Consider the following 16370-nt stretch of genomic DNA (forward strand, 5'->3'; position numbering starts at 1 on the left):
TTGTTTAAATACATAACTATTTTAAAATATAATATTGTAAATATTCATATACTTAATGCTCTTTTAATTAAGGATTTTTTTTATACTAAATACCTAAGTTTTATAAGTTACAAATAAAAAAGATAAAGCTTTAAATAATCAATTATTTTATTAATTATAATTATTCTAAAAGTTTAAAAATGAGCTTAAAAGATATACAATTTCAAGTTGACCAATGGATTCAATCCTATGGTGTAAGGTATTTTAACGAATTAACCAATATGGCTCAACTAACTGAAGAAGTGGGAGAAGTTGCCAGAATTATATCCAGAAGATATGGCGAACAATCTGAAAAAGAGTCTGATAAAAGCAAAGATTTAGGAGAAGAATTAGCTGATGTTATTTTCGTAGTAGCTTGTTTAGCCAATCAAACAGGAATTGATTTAGAAAAAGCTTTTCAAAAAAAATTAAAGGCGACTACTCAACGCGACAGTGAAAGACATCATAATAATAAAAAATTACAATGAGGGAAATTTCAATCAATCTTTCCGGTTCAAAAAGTATTACCAATCGTGTATTGATACTAAATTCATTGTTCAATAATTCTCTACAACTACAAAACCTATCGAAAAGCCAAGATAGCCAAATGATGAAAGATGCTCTTTCTTCTAAAAAGCATTGCATTGATATACATCATGCCGGTACAGCTATGAGGTTTTTAACTGCATTTTTTTCAATTCAAGAAAATAGAGAAACTATCCTTACCGGTTCTCATCGAATGAAAGAACGCCCTATAAAAATTTTAGTGGATGCGTTAAGTCAGTTAGGAGCGAATATTTCATATGTTGAAAATGAAGGATATCCTCCCTTAAAAATTAAAGGGAAAGAAATCAAAAGTAATATCATTAATTTACCATCAAATATCAGTAGTCAATATATAACTGCCTTATGCTTGATAGGAACTAAATTAGAAAAAGGTTTGGTTATAGAGTTGGAAGGTAAAATTACTTCAAGACCTTACATTACTATGACTCTCCAGATTTTGAATAAAATAGGAATTAAAACCTTATTTAACCAAAATAAAATTACAATATATCCTGTAAGTGAAATAAGAAAACAACAATATATAATTGAAAGTGATTGGTCCTCGGCTTCTTATCATTATTCTATATGTGCTTTAAGCGATAATTTAACTATTAAGTTAAAATATTTATTTGAAGATTCATTACAGGCGGATAGAAGAGCAGTGGATATTTATCAAAAATTCTTTGGCATTAATACTACTTTTAATATAAACGAAATAACCTTATGTAAGCAACCCAGTTTTGAATACCCTAATTATATAGAATTGGACATGAATGATTGTCCTGATATTGCGCAAACGGTTGCTTTAACTGCCTTTGGTCTACGTATTCCTATAAAAATTACGGGACTTGAAACATTGAAGATTAAAGAAACCGATCGTTTAGTTGCTTTAAAAAATGAATTAGAAAAATGTGGAGGAAAGGTAGAAATTACTGATAATTCTTTTACACTTCTTAAAGTCAATTCTTTTAATGCTAATCAAAAAATTGAAACTTATAATGATCATCGAATGGCAATGAGTTTTGCTCCTTTAAAATTACTGTTTCCTTTAGAAATTAAAAATCCTGATGTAGTTGTAAAGTCCTATGTTGAATTTTGGAATGATATGAAATTTTATGGAATTAAAGTTTAAGACTCTTTTTTAAAGAATAATTTTTTAAATTTTTAATATTTTACTAATATTAAATTAAAATAGTACCTTTGACGTTTTTATATCATCTATGATTTATAAAGTTTCTGTGATTGTACCTGTATATAATGTTGAACATTATCTTCGTAAATGTCTAGATTCTCTCATAAATCAAACATGTAAAAAAATTGAGATAATTATTGTTAACGATGGGTCTACAGATAATTCACAATTAATTATTGATGAATATGCGTTAAAATATGATAATATAAAAACTATTGTTCAAAGTAATAAAGGGTTAAGCGAAGCTAGAAATACCGGTATTAAAAATGCATCCGGTGAGTTTTTAGCATTTGTTGATAGTGACGATTGGATTGAAAAAGAAATGCTACATGAAATGTATAATCTAGCCAAAAAATATTCAGCAGACATAGTTTTATGTAGCCTTCAAAATACAGATGATCAAGGCAAAATTATAAAAAAATTACCTGAATTACATCAACTTCCTGAAAGAATTGATCTTACACAAGATTTCACAATTTTTGGTGAAATGTCTTGTTTTGCATGTAATAAAATTTTTAAAAGGGAACTATTTAATGACATCTCTTTTCCTAAAAATATGCATTTTGAAGATGTGGCAACTATTCCTAGATTATTTCTAAAAGCTAAAACAATAGCCAAATCCAATAAATATTTTTATCAATATTTAATCAGAAGCGGTTCTATAACAAGAAATTATTCTATTAAAGGAATTAATATGTTTGATGCCATCGAAATAGTTAAACATGATTTTTTTAAAAGCATTTACTTTAAAAATCTTCATGACTGGCATAAATTTACTATCTTTCAAGGATTTTATTGTTTTCTGGCTTATTATGCATATGTAAGTGATTATAGCAGTAGAAAAAAAATGTTCTCTAAACTTAAAGAAACGTTAAAAAGTGAACATATTTCCAAAAAACAAATTTATACCTATAATAGATTTGGAAAAAATTATCTTAGTACTTTAAATTTAAAAAAAATAATATTTTATGTATTACAACTAATCAAACTATAATTTAATGCTTCATCCAGTATATTATATTATTTTATTTGTAATAACCTTTTTTTCTTATATAGAAATATTTAATAACGGTTCTAAAGCTAGGATAAAAGTTCCTTATATCATTATATCTTCGCTTTTAATATTTCTCTGTGGAATACGTATTGCTCAAGGTGCTGATTATTGGCCATATTATAAGCTATACATGGGTGTTAATAAATATGTAAAATGGGAGAATGTTTTTAATGCTGATATTGAGGTAACATATGTATTAATTTCGAAAATATTGGGATATTTTAAAATGCCCTTCTTCGTTTTATTATTTATTTTCGGACTTATTTCTATTTCCCTAAAAACTTATTCCTACTATAAGTATTCGCCATATCCCATGCTATCGCTAATGTATTTTTTTATGCCAAATTACTTTTTTAGTGATTCCGGACATATTAGACAAGCAGTTTCAATAGCGCTTTGTTTATATTCTTATCAATATATTGAACAAAGAAAATTATTTAAATTTTTAATATGCGTTTTTATTGGTTATTATTTTCATAAAACAGCATTGATATTTATTCCGGCATATTGGATTACAAGGTTGAATTTATCGACCTTTACCTGTTTTTTAATAATAATTTTTGCAATAATAATTTCTCCCTTTAAGCCTTATTTATTTTTTGAAAATTTATTTTCAAATATATCTTCTGATCTCATAGCAGAAGCTTCCGGGGGGTTTTATTCTTATAGAAATTTAGAAGGTGTCGGATGGAAAATGAATGATCTTGTAAAATTAATTTTTATAGCAATACTTTTAATAAACGACAAATATATTTGTAACACAACTAACGATCCTAATTATAAAATGATAAGAAATTTGATAGTAACCTATTATTTCTTATACTATTCTTTTCGTGAAAATTCAATATTTTCAATTAGACTTCCTTCTGTATACGGTGATTTTTGGACTATTCTAATAGCCATGATTGTAAAATACTCTAATAAAAGTTATAGAATTTTTATATACTATTTTGTTGTTATATATATTTATTTAATGAGTTGGAGGATTTGGCCTAATTCAGTTGCATTAGGTTTTGATAAAATGTCTAATGTATTCAATACATCTTATGACATTAATTATTTCATACCTTATGAATATATCAATGAAAATTAAATTGTTATCAATATTTTCATATTTACATAATTTATTGTTGAAATAATATCATTTTTTTTCTTATCATATATCATTATATAAAATCATTAATCTAAATTTAGAAATATATAATACATTCTAAATTTCAAAACTATTATTTTTTTTAATTTAAATTGTTTTGTTTTTTAAAAATTCAGATTTTATTTAATAAAAACTAATTTATATAACTAAATTTACAACTAATGGTTTCTAAAAATTTATACCTTTTTATCTTAGTAAATATTTTATGAAAAAATGTCTACTTTTATTAACACGATATCCTTTCCCTATTATTGGTGGAGATAAAGTAAAAAGTTATAACTTAATAAAAATATTATCTAAAAATTTTAAACTTCGGGTAATAATTATTACTGATGAGCCTCATAATCATGATGGTGAAGAATTTTTAAAAAAGAATACAGATTCTTACACAGTATTCAGATATTCTCCCTTAAAGTTTAAATTGAATGCTATTAAAGGTTTGTTTAAAAAAATTCCTCTTCAAGTATCATATTATTATTTTTCAAACATTCATAAAAAAATACTTGAAGATATTGAAAACTCTGATCTTATCATCGCAAATTTAATTCGAACAACAAAATATTTAAACAATTCTAGTCACAAAAAAAAATTTTTAGATATTGTTGATGCTATTGGACCTCATTATATTGAAGCTACTCAAAAAGCAACTTCATTATTTTGGAAAATAATTTATTATATTGAGGGTAAAAGAGTATTAAATTATGAGATTCAATGTATAAGAAATTTTAACAGTACTTTTTTTGTTAATAAACAGGAAGCTGAATCTTATTCTAAATATGGCAAGTCGATTTGGATTCCTAATGGAGTTTCATCAAAATTAGTAAACTGTAAATTACCTTCTAAAATAAGTTCTCGAAAAATTGTTTTTTTTGGTAAAATGAACTATCAACCAAATATAGAGGCTGTCATTTGGTATATTGATCATATACATAATCATTTGCCTAAAGACTATGAATTTATTATTTTAGGAGCATCTCCTTCAAAAAAAATTCTTAATAAAACTAAAAAGTATAAAAATATAAATGTTACAGGATATTTAGACAATCCCTACGAAATTATTACAAATTGTTGTCTTGTAGTCTCTCCGATGCAAATTGGTGGGGGAATACAGAATAAGGTCTTAGAATCTATGGCCTTAGGCCAAATTAATGTTTTAACATCTAAAGTAGCCAATCCTATAACCGGAGCAAAAGTGAATACACATTTTTTAGTAGAAGATCAACCTTTGAAAATGATCCATTTATTAAAAGATATTCTAACTAATAGAGAGAAATATCTTCATATCGGAAAAAATGCTCGAGAATTTATTGCACATAATTATACCTGGGAGAATTATGAAAAAAAACTCTTAAGAATGCTATCAGATTCTTAAAAGTTATATTAAAATTTTTCTTAAATAAAAAAAAACCAATCTAAAAGCAATAGATTGGTTTTTTATTAATTAAAAGTAATATAATTTAATTTATAATTATTTTCTTAGTTAAGGTTGTTTTATTTGATTGTATTTTTATAAAATAAATACCCGCAGGTTGTCCCTGAATATCAACATTAATTTCCTTTTCTTTTATTTCTTTAGTATATACTATATTTCCATTAGAATTCATTATATGTAGTACTCCTTCTATTTGACCATCTAAAGAAATGGTAAATAATCCATGGGTAGGATTGGGATAAATTGACACTGAGTTTTCTGATAACCTTGCTTTTTCTGATTCTATCTTATTAGTATTAGTATCGAGTCTAAATGCACTTTTATCCGAAGGAGAAATATAAACTTTTGAAGCTACGTTTATAGATTGTCTAGCTCTACTACTATTCACATACACCTTTACTTTTATGTGATAAGATCCCGGTTCTAATGCTTTTTCAATTAATGGATTTCTAGAATTAAACCATCCTTTAGCTCCGTCATTCATCCAGGTGGTTTGAGTAATTTGTGATTCTTCTTCATTACCATTGGAATTTTCTTTAACAATGTAAGTCCATTGCCTCATAAAAGCTAATGTCCTAATTTCAAGGTTTGCTTTTGAACCTTTAGGTACCACAAAGGATTTACTTTTATAAATAAAATATCCTTCTCCCGGATCACCAGGTGCACCAGTAATCCATCTTTCATTATAAGTATTATCTTTAAATTGGGGATAATACCAACCCGAGTAAGTATGCCTTGTGCGAGCAATGTGTTCTGAACCATCCGGACGAATACATTTCCAATCCGGGTCTTCAATCTCGATTGGCATAACGGAGCCATCATCGAAACGTCCAGTACTTAGGTCAATTACATTGACTTGGGCTTTTAATATTGAAAATAAAAAAATAAAAAGCCAGTAAATTTTTTTCATAAGTATATATTTTATAAATTGTATAATACAAATATATATTTATTTTTTTAATATTTTATTTTGTATATGTAAATAATATTGAATATTACAAAATTTAAATCAATAATTATATTTAATTTATACCGTATTATAAATTTAAATTATTTTTAAACAATAAATTATATCACGATTAACTTAATATTATCCCATATAAAGCTTTCAACTTAAATTTTTTAGAAGGATTTGACTTAATTCGTTTTATTTGAAAATAGTAAATAAAATTTATTTAATTCCACAAAAAAAACTTTATAAATATTAACTTTTTAAATATATCTTTGTTAGATTCATAATAATTGTACAATAACGCTAGTTATCAAATCGACTTAAAGTAAATATGGAAGAAGTTGATATAAGAAATATTAAGTATTTTTTGGGAATTGATAGTTTTTATCTAAAATGTATATTGGGTTTAATAGGATCATTCTTATTAACCTATTTGACTATTCCTAAAATTATTAGAGTTTCTTATAAAAAAAATTTAATGGCAAGACCTAAGGAAAGAAGTTCTCATCACACGGAAACTCCTAATTTAGGTGGAATTTCAATTTTTTATTCTGTTACAATTATGTCTTCCATATGTGCTTATGAGCTATTTTCTTCCTATATTTTTTTATTTTCCGGAATTATTGTTCTATTCTTCATTGGATTAATGGATGATATATTAGTTGTTGCACCTAATAAAAAATTTTATGCACAAATTGTTACCGCTCTAATGATTTCTGTAGGATCCAACGTTAGAATTGGTCATTTCTTTGGCATTTTCGGTATTAATCTACTCCCCTATTGGTTTAGTATTTTATTTACCGTTTTAATTTTTATTTTTTTAATAAATGCGTTCAATTTAATAGACGGAATCGATGGTTTAGCATCAGGTGTTGCAATCTTAGTTTGTTGTGCATTCATAATTACTTTTTGGAGATTGGGATCAATTAATTATCCTATGATTGTCTTAGCATTAACCATTATTGGAAGTCTTTTAGCTTTTCTCCATTATAATTTTTCCAAAAGGTATAAAATATTTATGGGTGACACCGGATCTATGATTATAGGATTTTTACTTTCATTTATGGGTATTAAATTCCTAAATTTATTTTTATTGCAATACCCATTCGGTACTCCGGTATACTGGATTCAAACAGCTCCAGTAATTGTTATTGCCATTTTAATTATTCCTATCATTGATACGTTAGGTGTTTTTATGATACGTATATATAAAAAACGCTCTCCTTTTAATGCAGATAAAAATCATATGCATCATAGATATTTACGTTTAGGTTTATCTCACAAACAAGTTACGTTAGTTATAGTTGCAGAAAATGCTATAGTTATATTAGTTGCTTACTTTTTAAGACATATTAATGTTCATCTACTACTTATCATAATTTTATTATTGGGAATCATATTTTCTTTTCTCCCCTTATTATTAACTAAAATTATACACAAAAAACGTGAATAAAAACACCAAAATATATTTATCTCCTCCCAACATTGATCATTCAGAAATAGAAAATGTAGTTCAAGCTCTAAAAAGTGGATGGATTTCACCTTTTGGATCTTACACAATTGATTTTACTAATAAATTATCTAAATATTTTAATAAAAATATTTTATTAACAAATAGTGGAACGTCTTCGATTCACCTTGCTCTAAAAGTAACCGAAATTAAAGAAGGTGATTATGTTTTATGTTCTAATTTTACTTTTGCTGCTACTGCTTTTCCTATTTTATATGAAAAAGCTATTCCTGTATTCATAGGTTCTGAAAAAGAAACATGGAATATGTCTCCTGAATTTCTTCACTCCGCAATTGAAGATTTAAATAGAAAAGGTATAAAACCCAAAGTTTTAATCATTGCACATATTTACGGAATGCCTGCACAAATGGATAAAATAATTGATATATGCAAGGATAATAACATCATAATCATTGAAGATGCAGCAGAGGCGTTAGGTTCCTTTTACCATAATAAGCCTTTAGGCTCGATGGGTAACTATGGAATTATTTCATTTAATGGAAATAAAATTATTACTACCTCTCAAGGGGGAGCTCTAATATTACCCAATAAAAAAAGTTATAACTATGCTGAAAAATTAGCTTTTCAAGCAAAAGAAAAAGTCGATTATTATAAACATAATGAATTAGGATATAACTACTCTACAAGTAATATTCTTGCCGCTTTAGGTAGTGCACAATTTGATAAATTGGAAATAAAAGTAAAAAGAAGAAGACTAATTTTCGATTATTATCTTTCAAATCTGGAAAAACGATTCACCATAGACTATCAAAAAGAATTAAATCACAGCTTTTCTAATCGTTGGTTAAGCTCTTTTATATTTCCAACCTCATTAAATAAAAAAATTAAAAGTTTGCTTGATAAAAACAATATTGAATCAAGATTTCTTTGGAATCCACTAAATTATCAGAAAGTTTTTAAAAATTTTTCATTTTATGGTGATTCTTTTTTTGAAAATAGCCTTTTCAAAAACGGACTGTGTCTACCCTCCGGAGATAATTTAAACGATGAAGATTTAAATAAGATTATTACTATTATCGATAAAAATATTTAAAAAATAATGCCAAAAAAAGAAGATGTAATCAAAATTCAAAATCAAAATATTTCCTTTGAAGAATTATTTAATAAAAAAATAGATTATTCAAATAAAGAATATGATTATTTAAATCAAAAAGTAATTTTAGTTACCGGTGGTGGAGGTTCCATAGGAAGCGTACTAATACAAAGATTATTGGAAAGTTCATGTAAAAAAATTATAATCTTAGATCATTCTGAATATGCAATTTTTAAAATCAAATTAAAATTTAAAGATGAAATTAACAATAATCGCATACAGTTATTTTTAGGAGATATTAGAAATAAAGAATTATTAAAAAAATTATTTTCTTTATTTTCTATTCAAATAATTTATCATGCCGCAGCTTATAAACATATTGATATTTTAGAGCATAACGTAGAAGAGTCTCAATCCGTAAATATAGATGCTACTTTAAACTTATTGGAAATTGCATTAACTAATCAAAATGTCGAACAGTTTATCTTTATTTCAACCGATAAAGCAGTTCAACCCATAAATATTATGGGAATATCTAAACGAATTGCGGAACTGAATCTTCTAAAAAAAATTATAAAAAAAGAAATTCCTACGACGTTAGAAATTAAAATTATTCGATTTGGAAACGTTTTCAATAGTAGCGGATCGGTTTTCACTATCTTTAAATATCAAATTGAAAACCAATTGCCTATTACTATTACAAATAAAAACATGAACCGATATTTTATTTCCAAATATCAAGCCTCCAGAGGATTAATTGAAATAGCCTCTCCTACAAACCGTTCCGGTATATATATTTTAGATATGGGAAATTCTTATAATATTAATGATTTGTTAAACAAATTTTTACAAAAATTAAATCTCGACTACAAGCCAAAAATTAGTTGTTTAAATAGAATTTCAAATTTTGAAAAATTTGAAGAACAATTATATTTTCCTTTTGAAGGAATTGAAAATAATATATCTATTTATAAAAAAATAATTTTAAATAATTATGATATAAGTAATATTGAAACAGAAATTACAAATCTTATGCAAATATTAAAAAATTAACTATTTTTGCAGTTTAAGTTATTATATGAAATTTAATCAAGCTATTTTTATTATTTCTTTTGCTTTATTATTATGTTCTTGCATCGGTGTTAAAGATTTAAAATATCTTCAACCTAGCGAAAACCTACATTATAATGAATATGGATTAGTTCCGGTAATCTATGAAAACTACAGGGTAAAAAAAGACGATATTTTAGCAATGACCCTTATCACTTCGGATAAAAACGCTTCTCGATTTTTAAGTGAAGAAAACACAACGGCATTTAAAGGAGGTGCTAACAGTGGAGATGGAAGATTAAGAACTAGTGGATTAATTGTTGATGCCAATGGATATATAACCATATATGGATTAGGTGAATTCTATGTATATGGGTTAACTTTAAATGAAATAACAGATTTAGTTCAGTCTAAACTAAATGAAGTATTATATAATGATGGAAAAGCTGAAGTTCGAATGAATATTGGAGCCATCAAATATTATATGGTAGGTGAAATTGCATCACCCGGAGAAAAAACGGAGTTGTCTAACCGGGTCGATTTATTACAAGCGATAGCTAAATCGGGAGATTTAACAAGATACGCTGACAGGCGCCATATTAGAATCATCAGAGAATACCCGGAAGGTAAAAAAAACATTGTGCTTGATATAACCCGCGATGATATTCTAAACTCTCCCTATTTTTATTTACAATCTGGAGATCAAATTATTATAGACCCATTAAAAGAGAAAATATCTGGTTTAGGAGGTGGAACCACTATTGGAGATGTTACCCAATTCCTATCTGTAGGTATTCAGGCAATTACAACGTATTTATTTTTCAAAACATTATAATAAATTTTAGTATCGAAACATGAATACCACTGACCAGCAAAATACTAACCAAAATAAAACACAAAAAAATAAAAATTCCGATTTTCTCGAAAATAATTTTTTTAGTCTTGAAAGATTTATTCGAAGGCTTATAAAAAATTGGTATTGGTTTTTAATCGCTTTTATATTTGGATGGACCATAGCTTTTCTTGTCAATCGATTTTCTGATCGATTTTACCAATCTTCTACCACAGTCAGTATATCTTCCGGTACATCAAGCGTTCTGGCACCCAATCAATCCATAAACTTTATTTGGGGAGGAAATTCAGGGGCTACGCAAGGTATATATTATAAAAAATTACTGACTTCCAGAACTCACAACGAAAATTTAGTCAAATCGCTTAATCTATACATAAATTATTATTTAAAAGGTAATTTTAAAACAACTGAAATTGACTATGTGGATGTACCTTTCAAAATAGTAGTGGATACAAATTATCCCCAATCTTTGTATACAGATATTAAAGTGGATATACTCCCTGATCATAAATTTAAACTCACTTTTCCTGATAACTTAAATGAAACGTGTTTTCTTTATACAAACGAAAACTATTATATACGTAAAGACAAATATATAAAAGAGCTCATTGTCCCTTTAAATACATGGGTACAAACAAATAATTTAAAATTTAAGTTTGTTAAAAATAAAGAATACGGGGGCAGATTTGGAGATAACATTACAGATCTCAGTTTTTATTTTTACTTATCGACCATAAATTATTCTGTATCCAAAATTAAATCTTTAGTTTCTATAGACTTTGATCAAGACCTTCCATCCATCATGATTATGACAAAGAAAGGATTAAGTTTAAATGGGACTATTAATTTCTTAAATAAATCGGTAGATGAATTAATAAAAAGAAGACTTGAAGATAAAAATAAAGTTAATTTAAATACCATTGATTTTATTAAAAAACAAATTATAATAACAAAAAGAAAATTAGATAGTGCTACAGTAATCTTTCAGAAAGTACAAATGGATAATAAGATTTTTTCAAAATCTGACGTTAGTACCAATGTTATCTTATCTAAAATTCAAGGTTTAGATCTTAGAAGAGAAGAATTAAAATCTAAAATTGAGGCTTTAAATAATTTAAAAAAATCATCTTTCAATAAAAACACTTATTTAAATGGAGATATTTTAGGAATATCGGATAATAATATAGATGGTTTGATGCAAAATGTTCAAACCTTAGAACAAGAAAAAAGAGATTTATTATTAATATATAGAGATCATTCAGAACCTATTAATGAAATAAATTACAAAATTAATAATGCCAAAAATAAGGTTATATCCTTACTAGATAATTCATCTAAAGATCTCGCTACCAATTTAAAAAATGTAAATAATCAAATAAGTAATTTAGAACTCGATATTGAATCTCTTCCGGAAAAAGAACGATTATTTGTCAATGCGCAAAGAGGTTATTTACTAAATGACGGTATATACAATACCCTTTTGGATAAATTATCTGAGGCAGAAATGAGGAAAGCTACTACAATTTCTGATATAACTGTATTAGATAAAGCAAAAAATACGGGACAAGCTCCTATAACTCCAAACATTCAAAAAAATAAATATAAATATATAGGGATATCATTGGTTATTCCTCTTATATTGTTGTTCTTAATCGAACTATTAGATAATAAAATAAAATTAATTTCAGATTTAAAATCAGTTACTAAAATCCCAATTATAGGTACTATCGGACCTAAAAATACCGAAAATAATTTAGCTGTACTGGCACGACCTAAATCGAGTATTTCTGAAAGTTTTCGAGCTATTAGATCCAATTTGAGGTTTTTATATAATGAAAAGGATGTGAAGGGTGGAAAAGTTTTTTTAATAACCTCGTCTATAGGCAGTGAAGGAAAAACCTTTATAGCAATTAACTTAGCTTCTGTTTTAGCGTTAAGCGGTAAAAAAACGGTTTTAGTTGGAATGGACTTGCGAAAACCTAGAATTTTTGATGACTTTAAAATTAGTAATAAAGTAGGATTATCAGGTTATCTTTCCGGATCAAATTCACTTGAAGATATTATTAAAAAAACAGAATATGAAAATTTAGATATTATTCCGGCAGGACCTATACCTCCAAATCCGGGTGAATTATTAATTAGTATGGAAAATGAAGAATTGATTAAAAAATTAAGAACTATGTATGATTATATCATTATAGATTCTCCACCGGTTGGTTTAGTTATTGATGCATACGATTTAATGTCTCTTTCTGATGCCAGAATTTATGTTGCCCGTTGCAATTATACGTATAAACAGCTTTTAAAAGGCATTAACGAGAAATATAATAATGATGAGGTAAATCACATTGGAATTATTTTCAATGATTACGTTAATCCGGGAGGATATGGTTATGGGTATGGCTACGGGTACGGATATGGTTATGGATATGGTTATGGATATTTTGAAGAAGATGAAAACTATGACAATTCATTATTTACACGAATAAAACGTTTATTTAAAAAATAATAATCAAAAAGGTTGGAATATATTCCAACCTTTATTTAAAATATATATATATACCTCAAAATTTTCGTATATAACATAATTAATCGTAAGTGAAAAAGCTTATCATTATAGGAGGCGGAGCTTCCGGATTTTTTTTAGCATCCAACATTAATTCCAATAAATGGGAAACAATTATATTAGAACAAGCTAAAAGTCCCCTTCAAAAATTAAAGATATCGGGCGGAGGAAGATGTAATGTAACTAACGCTTGTTTTATACCTAAAAAACTGGTAAAATTCTATCCTAGGGGATCCAAAGAACTTTTAAGTGTATTCAATCATTTTCAACCATCTGATACTTTTGAATGGTTTGCTCAAAAAGGCGTTAATTTAAAAATTGAAAACGATAATAGAGTATTTCCCGAATCTAATTCTTCTCAAACCATTATAGATACATTTATTGAGCAGGCAAACAATAAAAATATAGAAATTAATTACAATTCAACGGTAATTAACCTAAAAAAAATAGAAAATCAATTTGAAATAATTACTACTCATTCCACTTACTATGCTGATGCCCTTGTAGTTGCAACAGGAAGTTCCTTAAAAATGTGGAAAATCCTAAATCAAATAGGTCATACCATCATTCCTCCTGTCCCTAGCTTATTTACCTTTTTATGTGATGATCCACTGATTCGCAATTTACAAGGAATTACTTTTCCAGAAGCAGAAATACATATTCCTTTATTAAAATACAAAGAATTCGGGCCTTTACTTATCACGCATTGGGGTATAAGTGGACCTGCCGTATTAAAATTATCTGCATGGAGTGCCCGAGAATTATATAATCTTAATTATAAATTTGTTGTACGGGTAAATTGGATTTCTGAAACTTTTGATAAGGTAAAAGAGGCATTAATTCAAGAAAAAGAAAAACATCCCAAAAAATCGATTTATAGTTTAAAACTATACCATTTAACTCATCGATTTTGGAATAATCTTTTAGAACATCTCCAAATTAACGATAAAAATCTATCAGATTTAAGTAAAAAAGATATCAATAAAATAGCCGAATCACTTACCAATACGCAATTATCCATTACTGGTAAAAATACGCATAAAGATGAATTTGTAACTGCCGGAGGTGTAGATTTGAAAGAAGTTGATTTTCGCACTATGCAATCTAAATTAATACCTAATTTATATTTTGCGGGTGAAGTTTTAAATATTGATGCATTAACGGGAGGATTTAATTTTCAAGCATGTTGGAGTGAAGCATATATCATAAGCCAACAGCTTAATTTAAATAATTGAAATTTAAATTTTATTTAGTAAATTGAAAAATAAAATTTATACTAACTATTATAAAAGCAATTTAAAGATTTTAACCATGATTTTATTAGAAACCTATTTAAAACATGTGAAAGATCTTACTATATAAATTATTTATTAATTAAATACTCAACAACAGTTAGTCCGACAAGCTATCATTTTAGATGCTCTTTTACTAATAAAAAATAATTTAACTACTATGAATTTTATGTATCCGTTCATTTTAAATAAAAACATTATATCCTTAAAAAATAACTATGTAACATCTAATTATATTTATATTTCATTTTTATACTAACTAATACACAAATTATATGAAACCTTTCTATTCTATTTTAACCTTATTGGTATTTAATTTGTCATTTTCACAAACGATAAATTTTGAAATCATAAAAGAAAATGTAACGGATAAGAATTCGTCCTATTATTATGATCATTTAATATCTGAATTCTTAAATAATGCGTCTGACTTCCATAATGAAAAGGTGAAATCGTATTACCTTTATTATGGTAAGCTATATACTTCATATTATACTAAATCTTTGGAAGGAAAAAACAATTATTTAAAATTCATGAAACAAATAGCAGCTAAAAAATATACTAAGGCAGTTATTTTAGGAGAAGAATTACTAAAAAATGATCCGGTTAATCTTACGGTAATTTTAAATCTAATTATATGTTATAATGAAAATAATGAAAATGAAGAAAGATTAAAACTATTAAAAAATCAAGCTGAAATTTTAATGAGAGCTATTGCCGACTATGGAGATGGAAAGAATAAGGAAACCGCTTTTAAAGTTATTTCATTAAGTGATGAATTTGCACTTTTAAATTATTTAGGAATTAATCTTGAAATGTATAGTAGAAATTCTGAAAAGCTAAATTCAACTACTATCTTAGATATTTGGACTAAAGAACAAAAATATCAAAAAGATAAAAGAAATAAAATTTATATAGAGGTTTTTACAGAATCTTCTGATAAATAGAATAACTAAATCATCTTTGTAGTCACTACTTAGTTTATAAACTATTAAAGTAAATAACTTATATTTACAAAAATAATATTTATGATAGTCCACGATTTCAGTAAATCTAAATCCATTTTAAATCATTTTGTAGGAGAATTAAGAGATGTCTCTATTCAGAAAGACAGAATGAGATTTAGAAAAAATTTGGAAAGAATAGGTGAAATTTTAGGTTACGAACTAAGTAAGACGCTTGAATACCAAACTGTTAACATTACTACTCCTTTAGGTAGTAAGCCTACAGAATTGATTATCCAGCAACCTGTACTATGTACTATTTTGAGAGCGGGATTACCTTTACATCAAGGAATGATGAATTTTTTTGATCAAGCGGAAACCACATTCGTATCCGCATTTAGACATCATCCGAACAGTAATAAAGAATTTGAAATAGTGGTTGAATATTTGGCAACTCCTTCTTTGCAAGATAAAACATTAATAATTTCAGATCCTATGCTGGCTACCGGTGAATCTTTGGCAAATGTTTATGAAGTTTTATTAAGTCAAGGAAAGCCCAAGAAAGTACATATTGTTGCAGCCATAGGCTCCAAACCGGGAATTGATTACATTAAAACTAAATTACCTGAAAATTCAGAACTATGGATTGCGTCTGTTGATGATGAATTAGATGAAAATAAATATATCGTACCGGGATTAGGAGATGCCGGTGATTTGGCTTTTGGAAAAAAATTATCCAAATAGATAAAGAGGA

At 26.7% G+C, this 16370-nt stretch carries 14 protein-coding genes; 13 read left to right on the top strand and 1 reads right to left on the bottom strand.

What is annotated here, in order from left to right; translation table 11 throughout:
- Positions 1–179 precede the first annotated feature (179 nt).
- The 5 genes from G8C41_RS05840 to G8C41_RS05860 all read left to right on the top strand — a co-directional run bounded on the left by G8C41_RS05840 (position 180) and on the right by G8C41_RS05860 (position 5335).
- Entirely contained in the window at positions 180–506 is a 327-nt protein-coding gene (locus G8C41_RS05840; RefSeq protein WP_160567965.1) for a nucleotide pyrophosphohydrolase, read from the top strand.
- Complete coding sequence (locus tag G8C41_RS05845; protein ID WP_166006664.1) at positions 503–1696, top strand: 3-phosphoshikimate 1-carboxyvinyltransferase; 1194 nt, start codon at positions 503–505, stop codon at positions 1694–1696. Before G8C41_RS05840 ends, G8C41_RS05845 begins: the two co-directional genes overlap by 4 nt.
- 88 nt (positions 1697–1784) lie before the next feature.
- Complete coding sequence (locus G8C41_RS05850; protein WP_166006666.1) at positions 1785–2750, top strand: glycosyltransferase family 2 protein; 966 nt, start codon at positions 1785–1787, stop codon at positions 2748–2750.
- 4 nt (positions 2751–2754) lie between these two features.
- Positions 2755–3903: an EpsG family protein gene (locus G8C41_RS05855; RefSeq protein ID WP_166006668.1), complete on the top strand. Its 1149-nt coding sequence runs from the start codon at positions 2755–2757 to the stop codon at positions 3901–3903.
- Between the two features lie 265 nt (positions 3904–4168).
- Positions 4169–5335: a glycosyltransferase gene (locus G8C41_RS05860; protein WP_160567973.1), complete on the top strand. Its 1167-nt coding sequence runs from the start codon at positions 4169–4171 to the stop codon at positions 5333–5335.
- An 85-nt stretch (positions 5336–5420) separates the two neighbouring features.
- Here G8C41_RS05860 and G8C41_RS05865 read toward each other — a convergent pair whose 3' ends face one another.
- Positions 5421–6305 (bottom strand): T9SS type A sorting domain-containing protein, encoded by an 885-nt coding sequence (locus G8C41_RS05865; protein ID WP_160567975.1) that lies wholly within the window; start codon positions 6303–6305, stop codon positions 5421–5423.
- 373 nt (positions 6306–6678) lie between these two features.
- On the opposite strand from G8C41_RS05865, the gene G8C41_RS05870 reads away from it, so the two are divergent.
- The 8 genes from G8C41_RS05870 (at position 6679) to upp (ending at position 16360) form a co-directional block, all read left to right on the top strand.
- Complete coding sequence (locus G8C41_RS05870) at positions 6679–7800, top strand: glycosyltransferase family 4 protein (RefSeq protein WP_105297037.1); 1122 nt, start codon at positions 6679–6681, stop codon at positions 7798–7800.
- Positions 7793–8911, top strand: coding sequence for a DegT/DnrJ/EryC1/StrS family aminotransferase (locus G8C41_RS05875; protein WP_166006670.1), 1119 nt, complete (start codon positions 7793–7795; stop codon positions 8909–8911). The genes G8C41_RS05870 and G8C41_RS05875 overlap by 8 nt, the downstream gene beginning before the upstream one ends.
- A 6-nt stretch (positions 8912–8917) precedes the next feature.
- The gene (locus G8C41_RS05880) at positions 8918–9964 is read left to right on the top strand and encodes a polysaccharide biosynthesis protein (protein ID WP_166006672.1); all 1047 of its coding nucleotides are present in this window, start codon (positions 8918–8920) and stop codon (positions 9962–9964) included.
- 25 nt (positions 9965–9989) lie between these two features.
- Positions 9990–10796, top strand: coding sequence for a polysaccharide biosynthesis/export family protein (locus G8C41_RS05885; protein WP_105297040.1), 807 nt, complete (start codon positions 9990–9992; stop codon positions 10794–10796).
- A gap of 19 nt (positions 10797–10815) precedes the next feature.
- The gene (locus G8C41_RS05890) at positions 10816–13323 is read left to right on the top strand and encodes an exopolysaccharide transport family protein (RefSeq protein ID WP_166006674.1); all 2508 of its coding nucleotides are present in this window, start codon (positions 10816–10818) and stop codon (positions 13321–13323) included.
- 89 nt (positions 13324–13412) lie between these two features.
- A complete protein-coding gene (locus G8C41_RS05895; RefSeq protein WP_166006676.1) occupies positions 13413–14615 on the top strand; it encodes an NAD(P)/FAD-dependent oxidoreductase in 1203 nt (400 codons plus the stop codon).
- A gap of 332 nt (positions 14616–14947) precedes the next feature.
- Positions 14948–15619 (top strand): DUF4919 domain-containing protein, encoded by a 672-nt coding sequence (locus G8C41_RS05900; protein WP_166006678.1) that lies wholly within the window; start codon positions 14948–14950, stop codon positions 15617–15619.
- 81 nt (positions 15620–15700) lie between these two features.
- Positions 15701–16360, top strand: coding sequence for a uracil phosphoribosyltransferase (gene upp, locus G8C41_RS05905; RefSeq protein WP_105297044.1), 660 nt, complete (start codon positions 15701–15703; stop codon positions 16358–16360).
- The last annotated feature ends 10 nt before the right edge of the window (positions 16361–16370 follow it).

The organism is Apibacter sp. B3706 (assembly GCF_011082725.1).
Lineage (GTDB): Bacteria > Bacteroidota > Bacteroidia > Flavobacteriales > Weeksellaceae > Apibacter.

Bases quoted from the DNA above. Each gene is read 5' to 3' on its own strand.
- G8C41_RS05840 (WP_160567965.1), top strand. From the start codon at position 180: ATGAGCTTAAAAGATATACAATTTCAAGTTGACCAATGGATTCAATCC.
- G8C41_RS05845 (WP_166006664.1), top strand. From the start codon at position 503: ATGAGGGAAATTTCAATCAATCTTTCCGGTTCAAAAAGTATTACCAAT.
- G8C41_RS05850 (WP_166006666.1), top strand. From the start codon at position 1,785: ATGATTTATAAAGTTTCTGTGATTGTACCTGTATATAATGTTGAACAT.
- G8C41_RS05855 (WP_166006668.1), top strand. From the start codon at position 2,755: ATGCTTCATCCAGTATATTATATTATTTTATTTGTAATAACCTTTTTT.
- G8C41_RS05860 (WP_160567973.1), top strand. From the start codon at position 4,169: ATGAAAAAATGTCTACTTTTATTAACACGATATCCTTTCCCTATTATT.
- G8C41_RS05865 (WP_160567975.1), bottom strand. From the start codon at position 6,305: ATGAAAAAAATTTACTGGCTTTTTATTTTTTTATTTTCAATATTAAAA.
- G8C41_RS05870 (WP_105297037.1), top strand. From the start codon at position 6,679: ATGGAAGAAGTTGATATAAGAAATATTAAGTATTTTTTGGGAATTGAT.
- G8C41_RS05880 (WP_166006672.1), top strand. From the start codon at position 8,918: ATGCCAAAAAAAGAAGATGTAATCAAAATTCAAAATCAAAATATTTCC.
- G8C41_RS05885 (WP_105297040.1), top strand. From the start codon at position 9,990: ATGAAATTTAATCAAGCTATTTTTATTATTTCTTTTGCTTTATTATTA.
- G8C41_RS05890 (WP_166006674.1), top strand. From the start codon at position 10,816: ATGAATACCACTGACCAGCAAAATACTAACCAAAATAAAACACAAAAA.
- G8C41_RS05900 (WP_166006678.1), top strand. From the start codon at position 14,948: ATGAAACCTTTCTATTCTATTTTAACCTTATTGGTATTTAATTTGTCA.
- upp (WP_105297044.1), top strand. From the start codon at position 15,701: ATGATAGTCCACGATTTCAGTAAATCTAAATCCATTTTAAATCATTTT.